This window comes from Hymenobacter psoromatis (assembly GCA_001596155.1).
GTDB lineage: Bacteria > Bacteroidota > Bacteroidia > Cytophagales > Hymenobacteraceae > Hymenobacter.
Genome location: CP014771.1, coordinates 2368937 through 2387455 on the forward strand (window position 1 = coordinate 2368937; position 18519 = coordinate 2387455).

Below are 18519 nucleotides of genomic sequence, written 5' to 3' on the forward strand. Positions count from 1 at the left end.
CGAGTTAGGCAAATTTAGGGCGTACTTACCGAACCGGGCCGCGCAATGTAAACTATAAAACCCCGCACGCTCAAAAAGAGTGCGGGGTTTTGCCAAGCGGAAATAATGGCAGAAAGATAGGTTCCTAGTTTCTGTTTTCTAGTTATCAGTTGAACTCTCAACCAGGAACCAGGAATTATTCCTTAGACGGCGAGCGGCTAACCAGCTTCTCGACCAGCGCCGTGCTGCCCGAAATGGCGGGACGGACGGGCTTGGCAGCTTCCTCCTTCTCGGTCAGGCGCTTATAGAGCGTCAGGGCCTGGGCCACTACCTGGTCCATGTTGTAATATTTGTAAGTAGCCAAGCGACCCACGAAATGCACGTTGGGCGTTTCGTCGGCTATCTTCTTGTACTTAGCATACAACTCGGCGTTTTCCGGCATCGGAATGGGGTAGTACGGGTCGCCCTCAGCCTGCGGGTACTCATATACAATGGCCGTTTTGGGGTGCGACTGGCCGGTGAGGGCCTTAAACTCCGTAATGCGGGTGTAGGGGTGCTCGTTGGGGAAGTTTACGACCGGCGCGGCCAGGTGCTTTTCCTCGCTCAGCGTGTCGTGCTTGAACTCCAGCGAACGGTAGGGCAGCTTGCCAAACTTGAAGTCGAAATACTCATCTACCGGACCCGTGAAAATCATTTCCTTGAAGGGAATGAAATCCATAATCTCGTGGTAGTCAGTGTTGAGCATGATTTTGATGTTCGGGTGGTCGAGCATCTTCTCAAACATGCGGGTGTAGCCGTGCAGCGGCATGGCCTGGTAGGTATCGGTGAAATACCGGTCGTCGCGGTTGGTGCGGGTAGGCACGCGGCTCGTCACCGACTTGTCCAGCTGCGAGGGGTCGAGGCCCCACTGCTTATTGGTGTAGTTCTTGAAAAACTTGTTGTACAGTTCCCTACCCACCTTGCTCACCACCACGTCTTCCGACGTTTTAATTACCGACACTTCCTCAGCCACCGACGCGAAGAATTCCTCTACCTGGAAGCTGGTCAGGTTCAGGCCGTAGAGCTTATTAATCGTGTCGAGGTTGATGGGCATCGGCACCAGCTGGCCATCCACGGAGGCGAGCACGCGGTGCTCGTAGGGGCGCCAATCAGTGAAGTTGCCCAGATAGTCGAATACGTCCTTCGAGTTGGTGTGGAAAATGTGCGGACCGTACTTGTGAATCAGGATACCATCCTCATTATAATGGTCATAGGCATTACCCCCGATGTGGCTGCGCTTATCAATGATGAGCACTTTTTTGTTGCTGCGGGTGGCTAGCCGCTCGGCCAGCACGCTGCCAGCAAAGCCGGCCCCGACGATGAGGTAGTCAAACATGAGAGTAAAAATTTAGAGAGACGTGGAAATTGGAAACGCAGGGGGTAGGGCAGAAAAGGCTAGCGTTGGGTAGCAGCAGGAGGAGTAGGGTGCTTGGCAGCGAGGCGCTCCTGCATCAGGTTCACCATATTTTGCCAGGTCAGGTCCCAGGAAATAGTAGCTAAATAGTCGTCGGTGCGGGTGCGCCAGTCGGCGTCTTGGCCCTGCACTAGGGCGCGGGCAATGGCCTGGCCAAAGTCCTGAGGGTCATCAGCAATCTGCACCAGATTGAGGTCGCCGTAGGGGCGCACCACATCACGAATACTGGTGCTCACTACCGGCCGGCCGGCGGCCAGGTATTCGGGCGTTTTGGTGGGTGAAATAAACTCGGTGCTCTCGTTGCGGGCAAAAAGCAGGGTAGCCACGTCCCAGCCGCGCAGATAGGCCGGAAGCTCCTGATAGCTCTTACCACCTAAATAATGAATATTGGGATTGTGAGGCAGCGTGGCAGGGTCAATCTTTACCACTGGTCCGATAATAACGAACTGCCACTCGGGATGGTTCGTGGCCAGGGCACCCAGCAAATTAATATCGAGGCGCTCGTCTATTACCCCAAAAAAACCGATGCGCGGGTGGGCAATGCTAGCTTGGTCGGCGGGCTCGGCCAGCTCAGGATTGTGGGCCTGGCCAAAGTGCTCTTTATCAATGCTGCTCGGGAAAGGGTGCGCATCGTCGTGCTGCTCACGCTTGGCCTCATAAATGCGCTGCCCGCCGGTGAATACCAGGTCCGCTTTTTTGAACAATTCCTGCTCGCGCTGGCGCAGTTCGGGCGGAGCAAATTTGAACTGAGCCAGTTCATCCATGCAATCGTACACGGTGAGAGCCGGCGAAAAGAGCCGCGACTTGCCAAGCGCCATCGGCGTGTAATACCACGCTACAAAGTGAGTAACCGAATTATCAGCAAAAAACCGGCTTAGCACGGCAAACTGGGCCTGTTCGGCGGCGGCTTCGTCGGCGTGCAGGTGGTGGGGCAGGTGCGCCACCAATACTTTCACGCCATTCTGCCGCTCTTTTACTTCGATGTGCGGCTCAACTAGGTCGTCGGCGTGGTAGAAGGCGTCCTCGACATAAAATACGCGGCCCTGCTGGGCAAAGCGCGCCAGCAGGTGCTGGGGCCGCTGCCACACAAAATCCCAATGCAGGTGCGCGAAGCAAACCAGGTCGGGCAGCGAATACGGAAGTTTTTTAGTGGCGGCTTGGTCCGCAGCCGGGGCGGTGGAGGTGGCACGCGCGGGTGTCACCGCCGAAGTAGAAAGCGGCATGAAAAGAAGACAGGAAGAAGCTTGGGGGTAGCAACCGCCGGGTAAAAAACGTCCGGGATGCTGTCCTTGTGAGCTTCTACGAAAGACCCCGCTCAAAAGATATGGCTGAGCTTAAAATGGGTAGCTAGTGGGGAAGGCAGTGCCAATTTTGGAGTAATAGCTGCATTTCCACGGCATTTTTCCACCCAGCGGGGGTATTTTCACGTAGCCAGTCGTGCCGCACGCCAACGCGCCGAAAACCAGTATTTTTGAATAAGCTGATACTGGACCGATTATCGGCCGCTACCGTGCAGTATAGCTGATGCAGGCGCAGGGCCTGCCGCGCATAGGGCAGCAGTTGGGCCAGCGCGGCCTGGGCGCAGCCCTGCCGCCGCGCCCGGCGCAGCACCGTAATCCCTACCCCCGCCCGCTGGTGCAGCGCCGAGTAGTCGAACAAGTCGAGGGTGCCCACGGCCGTCCCATCTGCCAGGCTGATAACCAGGCGCATCTGCCCCGCTTCGGCCAGGCTGGCGGCGGCGTGGCGCAGGTATTCGCGCAGGGCATGGCGCGACACCGGGGCCGGCAGCACGTCAGACGCTGCCCAGAGGTCGGGGTCATTTTCGAGCTGAAATAAAAATTCCAAGTCGTCGGGTTCGAGCGCGCGCAGCGTGACGGTAGCCGGGGGAAATGTTTTCACCGCAGAAGACGCAGAGGGTTGCGCAGAAGGGGCGCAGAAGAACGTCCTCTGCGTCCCTTCTGCGCAACCCTCTGCGTCTTCTGCGGTGAAATTTACAACTCGCCGCCAAACACGCGCACGGCTGGCCCGCTCAGCCACACGTTTTCGAAGCTGCCGTCGGGGCGCTGGTCGAAGGCCACTTCGAGCAAGCCGCCAGCCGCTTGCAGCGTTACGGGCGAGGTAGCGCCGCGCGCTGAGGCGGCCAGCGCCACGGCCGTGACGCCGGTGCCGCAGCTCAGGGTTTCGTCCTCCACGCCGCGTTCGTAGGTGCGCACGGGCCAGGGGTGGGCGGGGTCGGCGGGCACCTCCACGAAGTTGACATTGACGCCGGCCGGGTCGTAGGCCTGGTCGTAGCGAATGTCGTGGCCGTGGCCGTACACGTCGAACTCGGCCAGCGAGTGGTGCTCCTCGGCATCGAGAAAATGAATGTGATGGGGCGAGCCGGTGTGCAGAAAAATATCGTGCTCCCCTACCCCCCCCGGCTGGGCCGGCGCCACGTCAATCATCTTCAGGCGCACGGTGCCATCGGGCGCCACGCGGGCGTCGTGGGAGCCATCTACGGCCAGGAAATGCGCTTTATCCGCGATGATGCCCAAACGCTTGGCGAACGCCACCAGGCAGCGACCGCCGTTGCCGCACATGCTGCTAGGGTAGCCGTCGGCGTTGAAGTACACCATCTCGAAATCGTAGCCCTGCTTGTTGCGCAGCAGCATCAGCCCATCGGCCCCGATGCCGAAGCGGCGGTTGCAAAGCTGCGCGATGCGCAGGTGGTCGGTTTCGTCAAACTGCCGGGCGCGGTCGTCGAGGATAACGAAGTCGTTGCCGGTGCCCTGGTATTTATGGAAGGTCATGGTTTTCTGGTTCTTTCAGTTTCCTGGTTCCTGATCAGGGAGTTTTGCAAAAATCAAACAACAAACTTAGAGCCGTTTCGGAGTTGGTGTACGGGGCGGGCTGCCGGCTTTTCGCCGGCTGTCCGCTCTTCGGAAGAACGAGCGGCGCGAACGACAAGCGGACAGCCGGCGAAAAGCCGGCAGCCCGCCCCGTCCAAGATATACACTAACCAGGAACTTGAAAGCCCCAACCTAATGCCCCTGGCTGGCCAGGTCGCCGCAGCGCAGCCAGTATTCCCAGCGCTTGCGCTTGGGCGCGATGTGACCCTTCAGATATTTCTCCATGATGAGCGCGGCGCAGGGCGCGGCCGAGAGGCCGCCGAAGCCGGAATTTTCGATGTACACGGCCACCACGATGCGCGGCCGGGTGGCGGGCGCGAAGCCAGCGAAAGTGGCGTGGTCGTCGCCCTCATCGTTTTGCACGGTGCCGGTTTTGCCTGCCACCGTGATGCCGACATCGGCCAGGCTGGCCAGCTCGGCGGTGCCGCCGTGCTGCATGGCGGCCACCATGCCGGGCACCAGCGCGGCCAGGTTGGTGCTGTCCACCAGGGGGTAGTGCTTTTCTAAAAAGCGCGGCAGGGGCCGGCCCGAGGTGCCAATGGCCCGCACGAAATGCGGCGTGATGAACCAGCCCCTGTTGGCGATGGCCGCCAGCACGTTGGCCGTTTGCAGGCCGGTCAGGTTGATTTCGCCCTGCCCGATGCTGAGCGAATAAATGGACCGAAAGGTCCAGTTTCTGGTGCGGCGGGCTCGGTCGTAATAAGCGGGGGTAGGGAGAAAGCCGGGCTGCTCGCGGGCTACATCGACGCCCAGCAGCGTGTCGAGCCCAAACGACTTGACGTAGCGCCGCCAGGCCGCCAGGTGCGCGTGGCGCGCCGCCGTGCTGTCGGCCAGCGTGGCGGCCGAGTCGGGCCGGGGCTCCACCACCGCCCGCAGCACCTGGTAGAAATACGGGTTGCAGCTGTACTTGAGAGCCATCGTGAGGTTGCGGGCGCGCGGATGCGGATGCACGCAAGTGATGAGCGACTGGTCGCAGGCAAACGACGTGTCGGCCCTTATTGCCCCCAGCTGCAAGGCCACGGCGGCATTCACGAGCTTGAAGACCGAGCCGGGCGGGTTGGCCAGCACGGCGGGGCGGTTGAGCAGCGGCTGGTCGGGGTTGCGCAGCAGAGCGCGGCGCTCGGGGTTGCGGCCGGGGTCGGTGAGCACGGCGGGGTCGTAGGTGGGGGCCGACACGTAGCACAGGATTTCGCCGGTGGCCGGCTCCAGCGCCACGATGTAGCCGCGCCGCTCGCCCAGCAGGCGCTCGGCGTAGGCTTGCAGGCCCAGGTCGAGGCTGAGGCGCAGGTCCTGGCCGGGCTGGTAAGCGGTGTCGGCGGCCCAGGTGCCATGCACGCGGCCGTGGCCATCGGTGAGGGGGTGGTAGGCCCCGCGCCGGCCGTCGAGCAGGGCGTTGTAATATCCTTCTACCCCACTGTTGTGCAGGCGGTAGAAGCGGCCCCGCTCCAGCCGCTGGGCCAGGTACAGAAACTGCTGGGCCGCGGCCGGCTGGTAGCCTAGCACGGGCGCGGCCACGATGGTGCGGTAGGCGCGCGCGCGGCGGTGGCGCACCGCCAGGCCCGGATAGTCGCGGGCGTGGCGGCGCAGGCTGTCGGCCTCGGGCCGGGTGAGGGCCAGCTCCACGGGCCAGCGCTGGGGCCGGGGCGGGGCGGGCAGCAGCGGCGGGGCCACGCCGGTCGAGTCGGGCACCGGGGCGGGGGGTAGGGGGCCGGCGGGTGGGCGGGCCCCCGCCACCCGCGCCTGCAACGCGCCGGCCGGCCAGCCCAGCAGGTCATTGAACGCGGCGGTGTCAAATGCCGCGCCTTTGGGCAGGCTGAGGGTGTAGCCTACCTCGTTGGTCACCAGCAACGTACCGTGGCGGTCGTAGAGCCGGCCGCGCACGGGCCGGTACACCTCGCGGCAGCGCAGATAGGCTTCGGCCGGGGGCGCGGGCGCGCGGGGCGACGAGCACGCCGCGGCCCCTACCCCCCCGAAAGCGAGCAATAAGAGGTAGCACGCATATTTTATTCGCCAAAAACCAAGCATCATGTAAAGCTAGGGGTTTGCGGCCCGGCTCCGAAGCGCCGGCCGGCCAACTACCCGCCAGGCCAGTCAAACCATAGCGGCCGCGCGACGAAGCCCGGCCGCTCCTCGTCGGCGTACCTTGCTTTTCTTATTGAGCACTGATTTTTACGCCCCTCCTACCCTTCCCATGTCTTTTGCTAAACCCCTGGCCGCCGCGCTGCTGCTGGCCGCCAGCCTGCCCGCCGCCGCCCAAAGCCGCCAGGAAACCCTGCTCAAGACCAACTGGAAATTTACCCGAGGCGAGCAGCCCAACGGTACCAGGCCCGAGCTGAACGACGCCCAGTGGCAGACCGTGCGCATTCCGCACGACTGGGCCATCACGGGGCCGTTTAGTGGCCAAAACGATGCTCAGGTAGTGAAAATCGAGCAAAACGGCGAGCAGACGGCTACCCTCAAATCGGGCCGCACGGGTGGGCTGCCCTTCGTGGGCGTGGGCTGGTACCGGCGCGCGCTGGCGGTGCCCAAGCTAGGAAAAAATGGCCAAGCCGTGCTGCTGTTTGATGGCGCGATGAGCAACGCGCGGGTTTATATCAACGGCAAGGAAGCCATGTTCTGGCCTTACGGCTACAACTCGTTCTCGGTCGATATCACGCCCTACCTGCGCGCCAGCGGCCCCAACACGCTGGCCGTGCGCCTCGAAAACCAACCCGAAGCCTCGCGCTGGTACCCAGGAGCGGGCCTGTATCGCAACGTGCACTTAATCACCACGCAAGGCGCGCACGTGCCGGTTTGGGGCACCTATATTACTACCCCCACCATCACGGCCGAAGCCGCCACGGTGCGGCTGCGCACCAAAGTAGAAGCGCCCGTCGGCACCACCGGCCTGACGCTGCGAACCGAGCTGCGCGACGCCAGCGGCCGCGTGGTGGCCACCGCCACTACCCCCGTCACGGGGGCCGAAGTGGAGCAGAATTTCGAGGTGAAAGCGCCCAGGCTGTGGTCGCCCGAAACGCCGGTGCTCTACCGGGCCGAGTCGCAGCTGCTGGCCGGCACGACGGTGCAGGACACCTATAAAACGCCGTTCGGCATTCGCTCTTTCAAGTTTGAGAAGGGCACCGGTTTTTCGCTCAATGGGCAGCCGCGCAAGTTTAAGGGCGTGTGCAACCACCACGACCTGGGGCCGCTGGGCACGGCCGTGAACGTGGCCGCGCTACGCCACCAACTGCTGCTGCTCAAGGACCTGGGCTGCGATGCCATTCGGACTACGCACAACATGCCCGCGCCCGAACTGATGACGCTCTGCGACGAGTTGGGTTTTATGGTGATGGTGGAGTCATTTGACGAGTGGAAGGTGCCCAAGGTGAAGAACGGCTACAGCCAGTATTTTGACCAGTGGGTGGAAAAGGACCTCACCAACATGGTGCACCGCGACCGCAACCACCCGTCGGCCATTATGTGGAGCATCGGCAACGAGGTGCCCGACCAGAGCACGCCCGAAGGCCCGGCCATTGCCCGGCGACTGCAAGACATCGTGCACCGCGAAGACTCTACCCGCCCCGTAACGGCCGGCATGGACCGCTTCGACGATGATTTTAAGTATGGCTTCGCGGCGGTGCTCGACGTGCCGGGCTTCAACTACAAGCCCGCGCGCTATCCCGAGGCCATTGCCAAGCTGCCGCAGGGCTTTTTGCTGGGCACCGAAACGGCCTCCACTGTCAGCTCGCGGGGCGTGTATAAGTTTCCGGTGGTGGCGGCCAAGGACAAGCAATATCCTGATAACCAGTGCTCTTCCTACGACCTGGAGGCTTGCCGCTGGTCGCAGATTCCCGACGTCGAGTTCGCGGCCCAGGACGACTACCCCTACGTGGCCGGCGAGTTTGTGTGGACCGGCTTCGACTACCTCGGCGAGCCGACGCCCTATGATGAGAAGTGGCCTTCGCACACCTCCTATTTCGGCCTGCTGGACCTGGCCAGCCAGCCCAAGGACCGCTACTACCTCTACCGCGCCCGCTGGAACCCCACGCAGCCCACGCTGCACCTGCTGCCGCACTGGACCTGGCCCGGCCGCGAGGGCCAGGTCACGCCCGTGTTCTGCTACACCAACGCGCCTTCGGCTGAACTGTTCGTGAACGGCAAAAGCCAGGGCCGCCAGGCCAAAGCCACCACCGCTGACCCCCAAACCCGCTACCGCCTGGAGTGGCCCGATGTGGTGTACCAACCCGGCGCTATCAAGGTGGTGGCCTATGACGCGCAGGGCAAGGAAGTCGGCACCGAGGAAGTGCGCACGGCCGGCGCGCCCGACCACATTCGCCTCGTGGCCGACCACACCCGGCTGGCCGCCGATGGCGAAGACCTCGCCTACCTCACGGCCCGCGTGGAAGACGCGCGGGGCAACCTCTGCCCCGAGGCTACCCAGCAGCTGCACTTCGCGGTGAGCGGCGCGGGCCGGTTCCGCGCCATCGGCAACGGCGACGCCACGTGCCTGGAGCCGTTCCAGCTGCCCCAGATGCACGCTTTTCGGGGGCAGCTCGTGGCCATCGTGCAGGCCGGCGAAACGGCGGGCACTGTGCAGGTGAAGGCCACGGCCGCCGGCCTGAAGGAGGGAATTTTGCAGCTGACTACGGCCAGGTAAGCAGCGCCCTACCCCCTCTGGAACCCCTGGCTTCCCGGTTTACCCCGAGGGGCCAGGGGTTTTGGTTTTGAGGCCGTTGGCTGAGGTAAAGACGCCAGCTTGCTACGCAGAAAGCCTTCAAACGGAACCCAGGCGCAACAAACAAACCCCGCGCGGGCAAGCTCCACTGTAGCAACCGTGCATTTCGGGGCAGCGTATCAACGCTTGTTCACCTCGGGCGAAGTGCCTGACTTGCAAACGCGAATGGGGGGTAGGACGGCGACGACAAACCGTTTTAAGCAGTAAGACAAAAGCAATAGTTCTTACCTTTTCTACTTGATTATCAGCCTACTATGGTCTTATTATTTAATTCTGACTACTTACTGCTGTTACGCCACGGGGAGTAGCGCGAACTTGGTAGTTCGCGTCCCCGCGCCACTAAAGCCAGTATAACGGCGCGGGGACGCGAACTACCAAGTTCGCGCTCCTCCCCGTTACCATCTCGAATAAAATAGGGCGTAACAGCAGTTACTTATACTCTCGGAACCTCTTCAAAAATAAACCTCCTAATGGATAAAGAACACAACCTCAGCCGACGCCAGATACTGGGTGGCCTGGGCGCCAGCCTGGCGGCCGCGGCCGTGTCGCCGGTGCTGGCCGCCACGGGCGACGCCGCGCCTACCCCCCCGGCCGTGCCGCTCGTTGACCCCACTACCAAATACCCCCGGCCGCCGTTTCCGGGGCAGTCGCAGCCCTTTCCGGGCCTGGCCAGCCAGATGACGCCCCGCCCCGACCACGGCGAAACCAGCTACAAGGGCTCGGGACGCCTGGCCGGGCGCAAGGCGCTCATTACCGGGGGCGACTCGGGCATGGGCCGCGCCGCCGCCATCGCCTACGCCCGCGAAGGTGCCGACGTGGCCATCAATTACCTGCCGGCCGAGGAGGCGGACGCCAAAGAGGTGATTGCGCTCATCAAGGCCGCAGGCCGCAAGGCCGTGGCCATTCCCGGCGATTTGCGCGAGGAGGCCTTTTGCCAAAAGCTGGTGGCGGAGGCCGTGCGCCAGCTCGGCGGGCTCGATATCGTGGTCAGCAACGCGGGCCGGCAGCAGCAGCACGCCTCGATTCTGGACCTCTCGACCGAGGATTTTGACGCCACGATGAAAACCAACATCTACGCGCCGTTCTGGATTATTAAGGCTGCCCTACCCCACTTGCCGCCCGGCTCGGCCATCATCGGCACCACCTCGGAACAGGCTTACGACCCTTCGCCAAACCTGTATGACTATGCCCAGACCAAGGCCGCGACCATGAACTACGTGAAGTCGCTGGCCAAGCAGCTCGCTCCCAAAGGCATCCGGGTGAACGGCGTGGCGCCGGGCCCCATCTGGACGCCTTTGCAGGTTAGCGGGGGCTCTACCCAGGAAAACCTCAAGAATTTTGGTGGCAAAACGCCGATGGGCCGACCGGGCCAGCCGGCCGAGCTTGCTTCCATTTACGTGCAACTGGCCGCCAGCGACGCCAGCTATGCTACTGGGCAGGTATATGGCTCGGCTGGCGGCGGCGGCCAGCCGTAAAGCATATTACAACTCACGCAAAAAAGGTGGGCTGGTCGGTAATTACCGACCAGCCCACCTTTTTTTACAACGCTGATTAATAGCAGCTTAGTTGACGTCGCGGGTGGCTTCGAACAGGAACCAGGCGCGGCGCTCGGCCTCATCGATATATACTTCCAGCAAGCTGGCGGTGGCCACGTCCTTGATGTTGTCAGCGATTTCGTGCGTGTCACGCATGTTCTTGGCCAGCGTGCGGTTCTCGTTCAGCAGGTCAACGAGCATGTCCTTGGGGTCTTCATACACATCGTCGTTGTCCTTCACGCGCTGCTTGCGGCCGATTTCGCCAATCGAGTGCACGGTGGGGTAGCCCAGCTTGCGCACGCGCTCGGCAGTGGGGTCAATGATGGCAAAAATCTGGTCGGCCTGCTCGTCCAGCAGCAGGTGGTAGTCACGGAAGTGACGGCCATTCATGTGCCAGTGGTAGTTTTTGGTCTTCACATAGAGCGCGAACAGGTCCGAAACGAGCACGTTCAGGCTGTCGCTGAGTTTGGCGCGGCCTTGTTCATCAAGGTCCGACGGCGTATGCAACAAAGCTGGTTTGGCGAGGGTAGTAGCCATAAAATGAATTTTGAATTAATTTTTTGGGAATCAGCTGCTTATCCAATAAGGCAAGCGCATACCAATGTTTACGCAATCGCGCCGGGGTAGTTTAAAAAAATTCGGGCATCCGGCGATTTCCGGCCCCGCGCCCGACCTTTACGAGTCCCGGCCGGGGTAGCCCGCCCCATAAATCCGCTTTTTAACTCGTGTACGATTTTCTCACTACCTCGCCCTGGCCCGACTACGAGCTGCTCGACAGCGGCCATTTTCAGAAGCTGGAACGCTTTGGCCAGTACGTGCTGGCGCGCCCCGAGCCCCAGGCCATCTGGGACCAGGCCCTACCCCCCGCCGAGTGGCACCAGGCCGACGCCACCTTTGCCCGCGCCCCCGGCAGCACCGAAAAAGGCCAGTGGAGCCTCCAAAAAGGCATGCCCGAGCAGTGGGTCATTGCCTACGAGCGTCCCGGCGGCCTCCAGCTACGCTTCCGGCTGGGCTTGTCGTCGTTCAAGCACGTGGGGCTGTTTCCGGAGCAGGACCCGAACTGGCAATTCATTTATAACCAGACCCTTGCGCGCCGCGCCGCGCTGCCGCGCGTGCTCAACCTGTTTGCCTACACCGGCGCGGCCACTCTGGCCGCCCGCGCCGCTGGCGCCGACGTCACGCACCTCGACTCGGTGAAGCAGGTCAATTTCTGGGCCCGCGACAACATGGAGGCCAGCCAGCTCGACGGCGTGCGCTGGCTGGTCGAAGACGCCATGAAATACGTGCGCCGCGAGGTGAAGCGCGGCAGCAAGTACCAGGGCCTCATCCTGGACCCGCCCGCCTACGGCCGCGGCCCCAACGGCGAAAAGTGGCAGCTCGAAGACGAGCTCAACGAGCTGCTCAAACTCAGCCAGCAGCTGCTCGACCCAGCCGACCATTTCTTTGTCGTAAATCTCTATTCCTTAGGGTTTTCGGCGCTTATTTTAGACAACCTCACGCAGGCCATTTTTCCCGGCCCCAAGGCCGTGCGTGAGCTGGGCGAGATATACTTGCACGACGCCAGCCAGCGCAAGCTGCCGCTGGGCACGTTTTGCCGGTTTGCCATTTAAACCACACCTGTCATTGCGAGCAAAGCGAAGCAATCGCACCAGCACGAAATCGTTCGGGAATCGTGCTGGTACGATTGCTTCGCTTTGCTCGCAATGACAGACACTTTATAGTATCGCACTTGACAGCTTATGCACGCACTATCTAATCACCGTCGCCTGGCCCTTATCGACATCGGTACCAACACCTTCCACCTCTTGATAGTGGAAGACCGGCCCGGCCAGCCGCCCCACGTATTGCTGCGCACCAAGGTGGGCGTGCGCCTGGGCGAGGGCGGCATCAGCCAGGGCGAAATACTGCCCGCGCCCTACGACCGCGCCCTGCAAACGCTGCGCGGCTTCAAGGAAGAAATTGAGCTGCACCAGGCCACGGAGGTGCGCGCCACGGCCACCAGCGCCATGCGCGTATCGCGCAACGGCCCCGATTTGGTGCGCGACATTCTGGAAACCACTGGCATTCAGGTCGAAGTAATTAGCGGCGAGCGTGAGGCCGAGCTCATTGCCAAGGGCATCCGGCAGGCCGTGCCGCTGGGCCAGGCCAACCACTTGCTAATGGACATCGGCGGCGGCTCGGTTGAGTTTATCATTGCCAACGAGGACACGATTTTCTGGAAGCACAGCTTCGAAATCGGCGCGCAGCGGCTGCTGGACCAGTTTTTTCCGGACCCCAGCGGCGTGTTTCCGCGCGCGCAGATGCAGGCCGAATTAGAATATGTGGCCGACAAGCTGGCCCCGCTCACGGCGGCCGTGGCCGAGTTTGGGCCGCTGGCCGGCCTGGTGGGCAGCTCCGGCAGCTTCGATACGCTGGCCGACCTGCGCGAGGGCCACATTCGCCGCGAGGCCGACCTGCCGCCCAGCACCGAGCTGCCCGTGGCCGATTTTGAGCGCCACTTCGCCCAGCTCCTCACCCTCGACCACGATGGCCGCGTGGCCCTGCCCGGCATGTTTCCCATGCGCGCCGATATGCTGGTGGTAGCCAGCGTCATCGTCAAATATGTGTTGACTACCTACGGTTTAACCAAGATTACCACGTCAGCTTCTGCCCTCAAAGAGGGCTTGTTGGCCGAGCTGCTAGGCCAGTAGCGCGAACTTTCCAGTTCGTGCGCGAGCAAAGCGAGCATCGTCGTTCGTGCGGCCCGGTTCCGCCTGCTCGTTGCGCTCGCGCACGAAGTGAAACTGTGCGGTAACAGCTTACGGCTTTTCTTTGAAGGTAATCGGCACCGTGAAGCTCACGGCCACGGCCTTGCCACTTTGCATACCCGGCACAAAGCGCGGCAGCTTCTGAATGGCGGCCAGCACGGCGTCATCATAAGCCGCGCTAAGGCCCTTCACAATTTTGGTATCGGTCACGCTGCCATCGGCCTGCACGGTGAAGCTGGCGAATACGCGGCCCTCTTGCTGCGGCCCGCCGGGGTGCACGAAGTTGTCCCGAATCTGCTGCACAATGGCACCCATGCCGTTGGCGGTAGGCAGACGCGGCATCTGGTCAACGTAGGTATAGACTTTATCCGCGTCGGCTCCACCAGCGGCTGATTGCGGCGTCGTAGTGAGCCTGGGCAGTGTCGGCGCATCACCCCGATGTATAATCGTCACGTTTCCATCTTTGTCGACCTGTATCATACGAGTCTCGTCCTTCCAGCCTTTGCCTCCGTTGTGTAGTGAATCCTGACGGATTGCCTCTTTAAAATTGGCGATTAGCATAGCCTTGCGGGCTTCTTTATCCACCACGGGTTTTACAACGTCGGCGTTTGTAGTGCGGCAAGCGGCCAGAAACAGCCCACCCAGCACGGGCAGGATAAGCCACTGCTTCCAGCGGCGCACGGGAATTTGATTTTGCAACATGGCAATTCGGGTTAAGGTAAAGGAAAAAATAAACGGCTGGAGCAAAGCAGCATAGCCGCTGCCCGCCACCCCACGCAGTGCCAGCCGGGCCAGCAAAGCGGGGTAGGGCGTGGCGGCTTCGGCCGGCGCAAGGGGGGTAGGCGACTGGGCGGCGGCTTGGTCGGCCAGCAGCTCGTGGGTGAGGCGCAGGGCCGGCAGCAGCAGGTGCGCGAAGGGATTGGGCCAGAGCATGGCCCGCCAGACTTCCAGCCAGAGCACGTCGTAGCTGTGGCCCTGGCGCACGTGGGCCAGCTCGTGGGCCAGCACCGGGGCCGCCTCAGCGGGCGTGAGGCCGGCCGTGTCATCCCAGAAAATGGTGCGGCCGAAAGAACTGGTGGGCAGCCGCCCGCCGGTGCGGGCCAGCACGTAGCCGGCCCGCTTCTCGCGCGGCAGGTGCCGCGTGGCGCGGTGCAGCCGCCAGCCCTGGTAGGCCAGCCGCCCCAGCAGCAGCCCTACCCCCCCCGCATACACCCAAGCCAGCCAGCCCCAACCGAAACCGCCGCCCGCCGCCACTGGGGCCACGGTGGGCAGCAGCAGCCCCGGCAAGGGGGGTAGGGCCGCGCTGGGCGCGCCGCTGCTCACCAGCCAGGCGGGCAGGGCCGGAAGCGGCAGCAGCGGCAGCACCGCCGCCACCAGCGGGGCCAGTAGCAGCAGCGCCCGGTTGTAGCCGAAGCAGCGCTCGCGGCGCAGCGCCAGCCGGTACACCAGCCACAGCGCGCCCAGCGGCAGCAGCGTGCTGCTCAGCCAGGTCAGGAGAGAGGAAGCGTTCATGTACGTTTGTTTTTCAGGTTGGCTTAGTAGTCGGGCCGATAGCTGTTCTCAGGCTAGTTATCAGCTACTTTTCGCTTGTCAGTCAGGTATTTAGTGGTCGTGCGCAAGCCCATATTATATACCTGCACGCTGTCGAGGGCACCGGCCGGCGAGTAGAATTGCCACTCGCCCAGCCAGTAGAAATGCGCGCCGTGGGGCTCATCCACGGTGCGCGCCCGGCCGCGGCGGGCCACTTGGCCGCTGGGATAGTAGTAGGCAATGTCGCTGAAGCCCTGGCGGCGGTAGCGCTCCTGGCGTTGCAGCTCGCCGGCCTGGCCATAGTAGCGCCAGCGGCCCACCGGGCGGCCGTGCCGGTAGCGTCCTTGGGTAAAAAGCTGGGTGCGCGCCTCGTCGTAGTAGGTGCGGTTGCGGCCTTGGCGCTGGCCGTGGCGGTCGAGGCGCTCGGCGGCGGTCCGGGGGCTGGCGCAGGCCGTGGCCAGGGCGCTGAGCAAAGCAAAAAGCAGAAACGAGCGCATGATGATAAAGATTTGATTAACTACGCTTTGTCTTCTTCCGCGTCCTCGTCCGCCGGGGCCGCGTCGGTGGCTTTGGCCTGGCGCAGCAGCGCATCGAGCTGGGCGGCATCCAGATTTTCGTCCTGCGCAAAAAAAGAAACCAGCTGCCCAAACGAGCCGCCGAAATAGCCCCGCAACAGCTTGCGCAGCGAAAAGCGCCGGTAGTCGTCCTGCGCCACCAGGGCGTGGTAGCGGTAGCCGCGTCCCACTGGCTCGTAGCCCACGAAGCCCTTCTGCTCCAGAATCCGCACGATGGTGCTCACGGTCGTGAGCGCGGGCAGCGGCGCGGGCAGCGCCGCCCGCAGGTCCTTGACCAGGCTGGGGCCGCGCTGCCACAGCAGCTGCATCAGCTGCTCCTCGGCGCGGGTGAGTTCGGGAAAGGGCGGTTGCATAAGGGAGGGGTAGGAAATTAATGCACAGTCAGAACTTGTTGCCAGCACCGGCGACCGGGTGCGTCGCGCACTTCAGCCACGTAGGTACCGGGTAGCAGGTTCAGGCTAACTATCCGTTCGCTGAGGCGCAGGCAATGCACGGCCACGGGTACGGCCCCGCGCTGGGTCTGCTTTTCGCGCTGCTCATATACCAGCAGCACTTGGGGCTGAGGCCGTAAGCTATCGGCCGGAATAAGGCAGCGGGTTAGCCGGGCGGCCCGGTCGCCAAAGCCGGTGCCGGTGCTGGCCAAACTCAGGCGATTAAGCACGTAGAGGTCGCAGGTGAGCGCCCGGTTGGGCAAGCTGGCCGCGGGCACCAGATAGGCCCCCGGTGGCAGCCGCGACCAACTGGCCGAACTGACCTGGGCAGCCTGCGTTTGCTCAATCGTGAGCGGGTCAACGCCCGACAGCTTCCGCACCCAGGTGGCCATTGATTGCGTAGAACCAGCTTCGTTGATGTGGCCGTGGCCAGCCAGCACTACTACCCGCGCTTTGGGATGAGGCCCCAGGCTAGCAGCCAGCAAGTTGCGCGCTTCGTCCTGCTCGCGGTCCTCGCTTATCGCATCATAGGCTACCAGCCGAAACCCGAGTTGCCGCGCCCGCCGGATAAGGTTGCCAAAATGGGGCTCGTTTGTGTAGAAGCCCGTGCTGGCTACCGGGTAGCCGCGCTGCCGTAGGCCCGCTGAATCGGCGGCCTCCAGCGCTTCCAGGGCCAGGTAGCGAAATCCTTGCTTGTAGAGCGCTGGTAGCAAGCTACCTACCAGCCAGCGCCCGCGCGGCTGGGTATGCTCTTCGTTGAACATCACTATTTGCCGCTGGCTGGTTTGGGCCAGAATGGCCGCCGCCGCTGGTAACGGTGCCTTAGCGGCCACCGCTAGCGACTGGCCATAGCCTGGCTGCTGGTGCCAGTAGTACGCCGCACTATCTGCCTCATCCGCCATAGCTGCGTAGGTAGCCAGGGCTTGCCAATAAAAGCCCGCTTGCTCAGCAGCTGGCCCGCGCACATAGACTGGTCGTAGCTGGCGCAACTCCAGCAGCGGCAGCAGGTAGTTGACCGAGCCGGCCGGCCCCATCCGAGCGGCTTTGCTCGCCAGCACGAACGGATTCTCCGGCGCGGGGTCCACCCAGGCGGTCCCTAGCAACCCTATGCCGAGCAGCCAGCTGGTTAAGCAGAACTTCATAAATATTTACCTAACGCTTACGAAAAGGGGATTTTGCGCAATGTATCGAAGGGTTAAATTACAGATTTTTAAAGAGTTATGATGTTTGCACACTGCGAAACCCTGCGCTTTAATCCTGCGAAACACTGCGCAAAATATATTTCCGCATATCGTGCGTAAAGTCTACTTATTTTGGAAAAAGATACTAAAATACCCCTGGCAGTCCTCATTTTATAAACCTGGCGAGCGCGGCTGCTAGCTCGTCGCCGCGCAGGTTACTAGCCACGATTTTACCGCTGGGGTCGATGAGAAAATTTTGCGGGATGGCCTTAACGCCGTACTGCTGGGCCGTGGGGCTGTCAAATCCGCGCAGGTCCGATATCTGCGTCCAGGGCATGTGGTCGTCGGCAATGGCTTTCACCCACTTGTCGCGGGTCCTTTCCTCATCCAGCGACACGCCCAGCACCTCAAAATTGCGGCCCTTAAAGGCTTCGTAGGCTTGGAGCACGGCGCCGCCCGGCAGGGTGCGCACCAGCTGGCCCAGAAATCCACCAGCACGTACTTGCCCCGGTAGTCGGCGAGCGACACCGGCTTGCCGCCGGGGGTGGGCTGGGTAAAGGCGGGGGCCTGCGCGCCGATGGCCGTGGCTTTGAGGCCGGCCAGTAGCTCGCCATATTGCTGGCCGGGGGGGCTCGCGCGCTGGGTGGGGGTAAGGGCGGCGTAGAGGGGCGCTACCTCAGCGTACTGCGGGAGAGCTATCATGCGCGCCTGCTCCAATGTCTCCAGGCTGACCCAGGAGGTGGGGTGGGCCTTCACGAACGCTAACCGGGCCTGGGCGTACTCCTGGTTGATGGCCTCGAATTGGGCCGGCGACTTGACCGTTTTAAATTTTGCCCCTACGGGCTCGACGGCCTCCGTCAGGCGCTGGTAGTCGGCCGTCAGCGCGCCGCCAGCCAAGCGGGCCGTGCGCAGAGAGTCAGCGCTGGTAACTACCACCGGGCCGGGCTCCAGAAACAAGCGGAGGCGGTCGGGCGACTCTATGAATACCCGGCGCATTTTACCTCCCAGCATTTTTTGCTGCCAGCCCGATTGCAACCGGCCCCGGCGCTCCAGCACCAGCGTAGCCGACTGGGGGTAGGGGGTAGTACCCTTCAGCTCAAACTGGCCCTGCCGGACCGTAGCCGAGTCAATGGTCTGCAAGCCGGTTAGCAGGTACACTTTGGCCGGCGCGCCAAGCTGCCCAATCTTGCCTTTTATCAGGTAAGGATAGGTGGCCGGCACTTGCGTTTGGGCCAGGGCTAAGCCGGGAGCGAGCAGCAGAAAGCCGATTAGGTAGTTCTTCATAAAGGGGTGGGGGAGGAGTAGGGTACAGCCCACGAAGAACTTGGCGCGAAAACGCCATCCTGCTGGGTGAAGTATCTAAAAGTTAATTAGTTGTTGGATAAGCTAATCAGTTAGGCATTCTGCCAGCCGCGCCGGCGGTCGGGGCGGCTAAGTACTGGTCTTGGGCGAAGGAAACGCGCAAGTCGGGCGGCCTCGTTTTCAG

The 18519-nt window shown here is 62.6% G+C and carries 16 protein-coding genes; 4 read left to right on the plus strand and 12 right to left on the minus strand.

Annotation, left to right across the window (positions count from 1 at the left end):
- Nucleotides 1-175: 175 nt before the first annotated feature.
- From A0257_09990 to A0257_10010, 5 genes are all read right to left on the minus strand, one after another.
- Nucleotides 176-1354 (minus strand): UDP-galactopyranose mutase, encoded by a 1179-nt coding sequence (locus tag A0257_09990; GenBank protein AMR27393.1) that lies wholly within the window; start codon nt 1352-1354, stop codon nt 176-178.
- Nucleotides 1355-1413: 59 nt separating this feature from the next.
- Nucleotides 1414-2655, minus strand: a complete 1242-nt coding sequence (locus A0257_09995; protein ID AMR27394.1) for a glycosyl transferase — start codon at nt 2653-2655, stop codon at nt 1414-1416.
- Between the two features lie 124 nt (nt 2656-2779).
- Nucleotides 2780-3331 carry an acetyltransferase gene (locus A0257_10000; protein AMR27395.1) on the minus strand — a complete coding sequence of 184 codons (552 nt, stop codon included), beginning with the start codon at nt 3329-3331 and terminating at the stop codon, nt 2780-2782.
- Between the two features lie 92 nt (nt 3332-3423).
- Nucleotides 3424-4221: a diaminopimelate epimerase gene (locus A0257_10005; protein ID AMR27396.1), complete on the minus strand. Its 798-nt coding sequence runs from the start codon at nt 4219-4221 to the stop codon at nt 3424-3426.
- Between the two features lie 231 nt (nt 4222-4452).
- Nucleotides 4453-6303 (minus strand): hypothetical protein, encoded by a 1851-nt coding sequence (locus A0257_10010; GenBank protein ID AMR27397.1) that lies wholly within the window; start codon nt 6301-6303, stop codon nt 4453-4455.
- Between the two features lie 208 nt (nt 6304-6511).
- Here A0257_10010 and A0257_10015 point away from each other — a divergent pair, with 208 nt between their 5' ends.
- Nucleotides 6512-8956 (plus strand): beta-galactosidase, encoded by a 2445-nt coding sequence (locus tag A0257_10015; GenBank protein ID AMR27398.1) that lies wholly within the window; start codon nt 6512-6514, stop codon nt 8954-8956.
- Between the two features lie 548 nt (nt 8957-9504).
- Nucleotides 9505-10509, plus strand: coding sequence for an NAD(P)-dependent oxidoreductase (locus A0257_10020; protein AMR27399.1), 1005 nt, complete (start codon nt 9505-9507; stop codon nt 10507-10509).
- Nucleotides 10510-10596: 87 nt separating this feature from the next.
- On the opposite strand, the gene A0257_10025 is transcribed toward A0257_10020, so the two are convergent.
- Complete coding sequence (locus tag A0257_10025; GenBank protein ID AMR27400.1) at nt 10597-11106, minus strand: DNA starvation/stationary phase protection protein; 510 nt, start codon at nt 11104-11106, stop codon at nt 10597-10599.
- 188 nt (nt 11107-11294) lie between these two features.
- Between A0257_10025 and A0257_10030 the strand changes: the two genes are divergently transcribed.
- A complete protein-coding gene (locus tag A0257_10030) occupies nt 11295-12179 on the plus strand; it encodes an oxidoreductase (GenBank protein ID AMR27401.1) in 885 nt (294 codons plus the stop codon).
- 129 nt (nt 12180-12308) lie between these two features.
- Nucleotides 12309-13259: a hypothetical protein gene (locus A0257_10035; GenBank protein AMR27402.1), complete on the plus strand. Its 951-nt coding sequence runs from the start codon at nt 12309-12311 to the stop codon at nt 13257-13259.
- Between the two features lie 108 nt (nt 13260-13367).
- Here A0257_10035 and A0257_10040 read toward each other — a convergent pair whose 3' ends face one another.
- The 6 genes from A0257_10040 to A0257_10065 all read right to left on the minus strand — a co-directional run bounded on the left by A0257_10040 (nt 13368) and on the right by A0257_10065 (nt 18317).
- Entirely contained in the window at nt 13368-14828 is a 1461-nt protein-coding gene (locus A0257_10040; protein AMR27403.1) for a hypothetical protein, read from the minus strand.
- 53 nt (nt 14829-14881) lie between these two features.
- Nucleotides 14882-15343, minus strand: coding sequence for a hypothetical protein (locus tag A0257_10045; GenBank protein ID AMR27404.1), 462 nt, complete (start codon nt 15341-15343; stop codon nt 14882-14884).
- Nucleotides 15344-15363: 20 nt separating this feature from the next.
- Nucleotides 15364-15774 (minus strand): transcriptional regulator, encoded by a 411-nt coding sequence (locus A0257_10050; protein ID AMR27405.1) that lies wholly within the window; start codon nt 15772-15774, stop codon nt 15364-15366.
- A gap of 17 nt (nt 15775-15791) precedes the next feature.
- Complete coding sequence (locus tag A0257_10055) at nt 15792-16994, minus strand: hypothetical protein (GenBank protein ID AMR27406.1); 1203 nt, start codon at nt 16992-16994, stop codon at nt 15792-15794.
- A 205-nt stretch (nt 16995-17199) separates the two neighbouring features.
- Nucleotides 17200-17439 carry a hypothetical protein gene (locus tag A0257_10060; protein ID AMR27407.1) on the minus strand — a complete coding sequence of 80 codons (240 nt, stop codon included), beginning with the start codon at nt 17437-17439 and terminating at the stop codon, nt 17200-17202.
- On the minus strand, nt 17391-18317 hold the full coding sequence (locus A0257_10065; protein AMR27408.1) for a hypothetical protein: 927 nt from the start codon (nt 18315-18317) through the stop codon (nt 17391-17393). The genes A0257_10060 and A0257_10065 overlap by 49 nt, the downstream gene beginning before the upstream one ends.
- Nucleotides 18318-18519 lie beyond the last annotated feature (202 nt).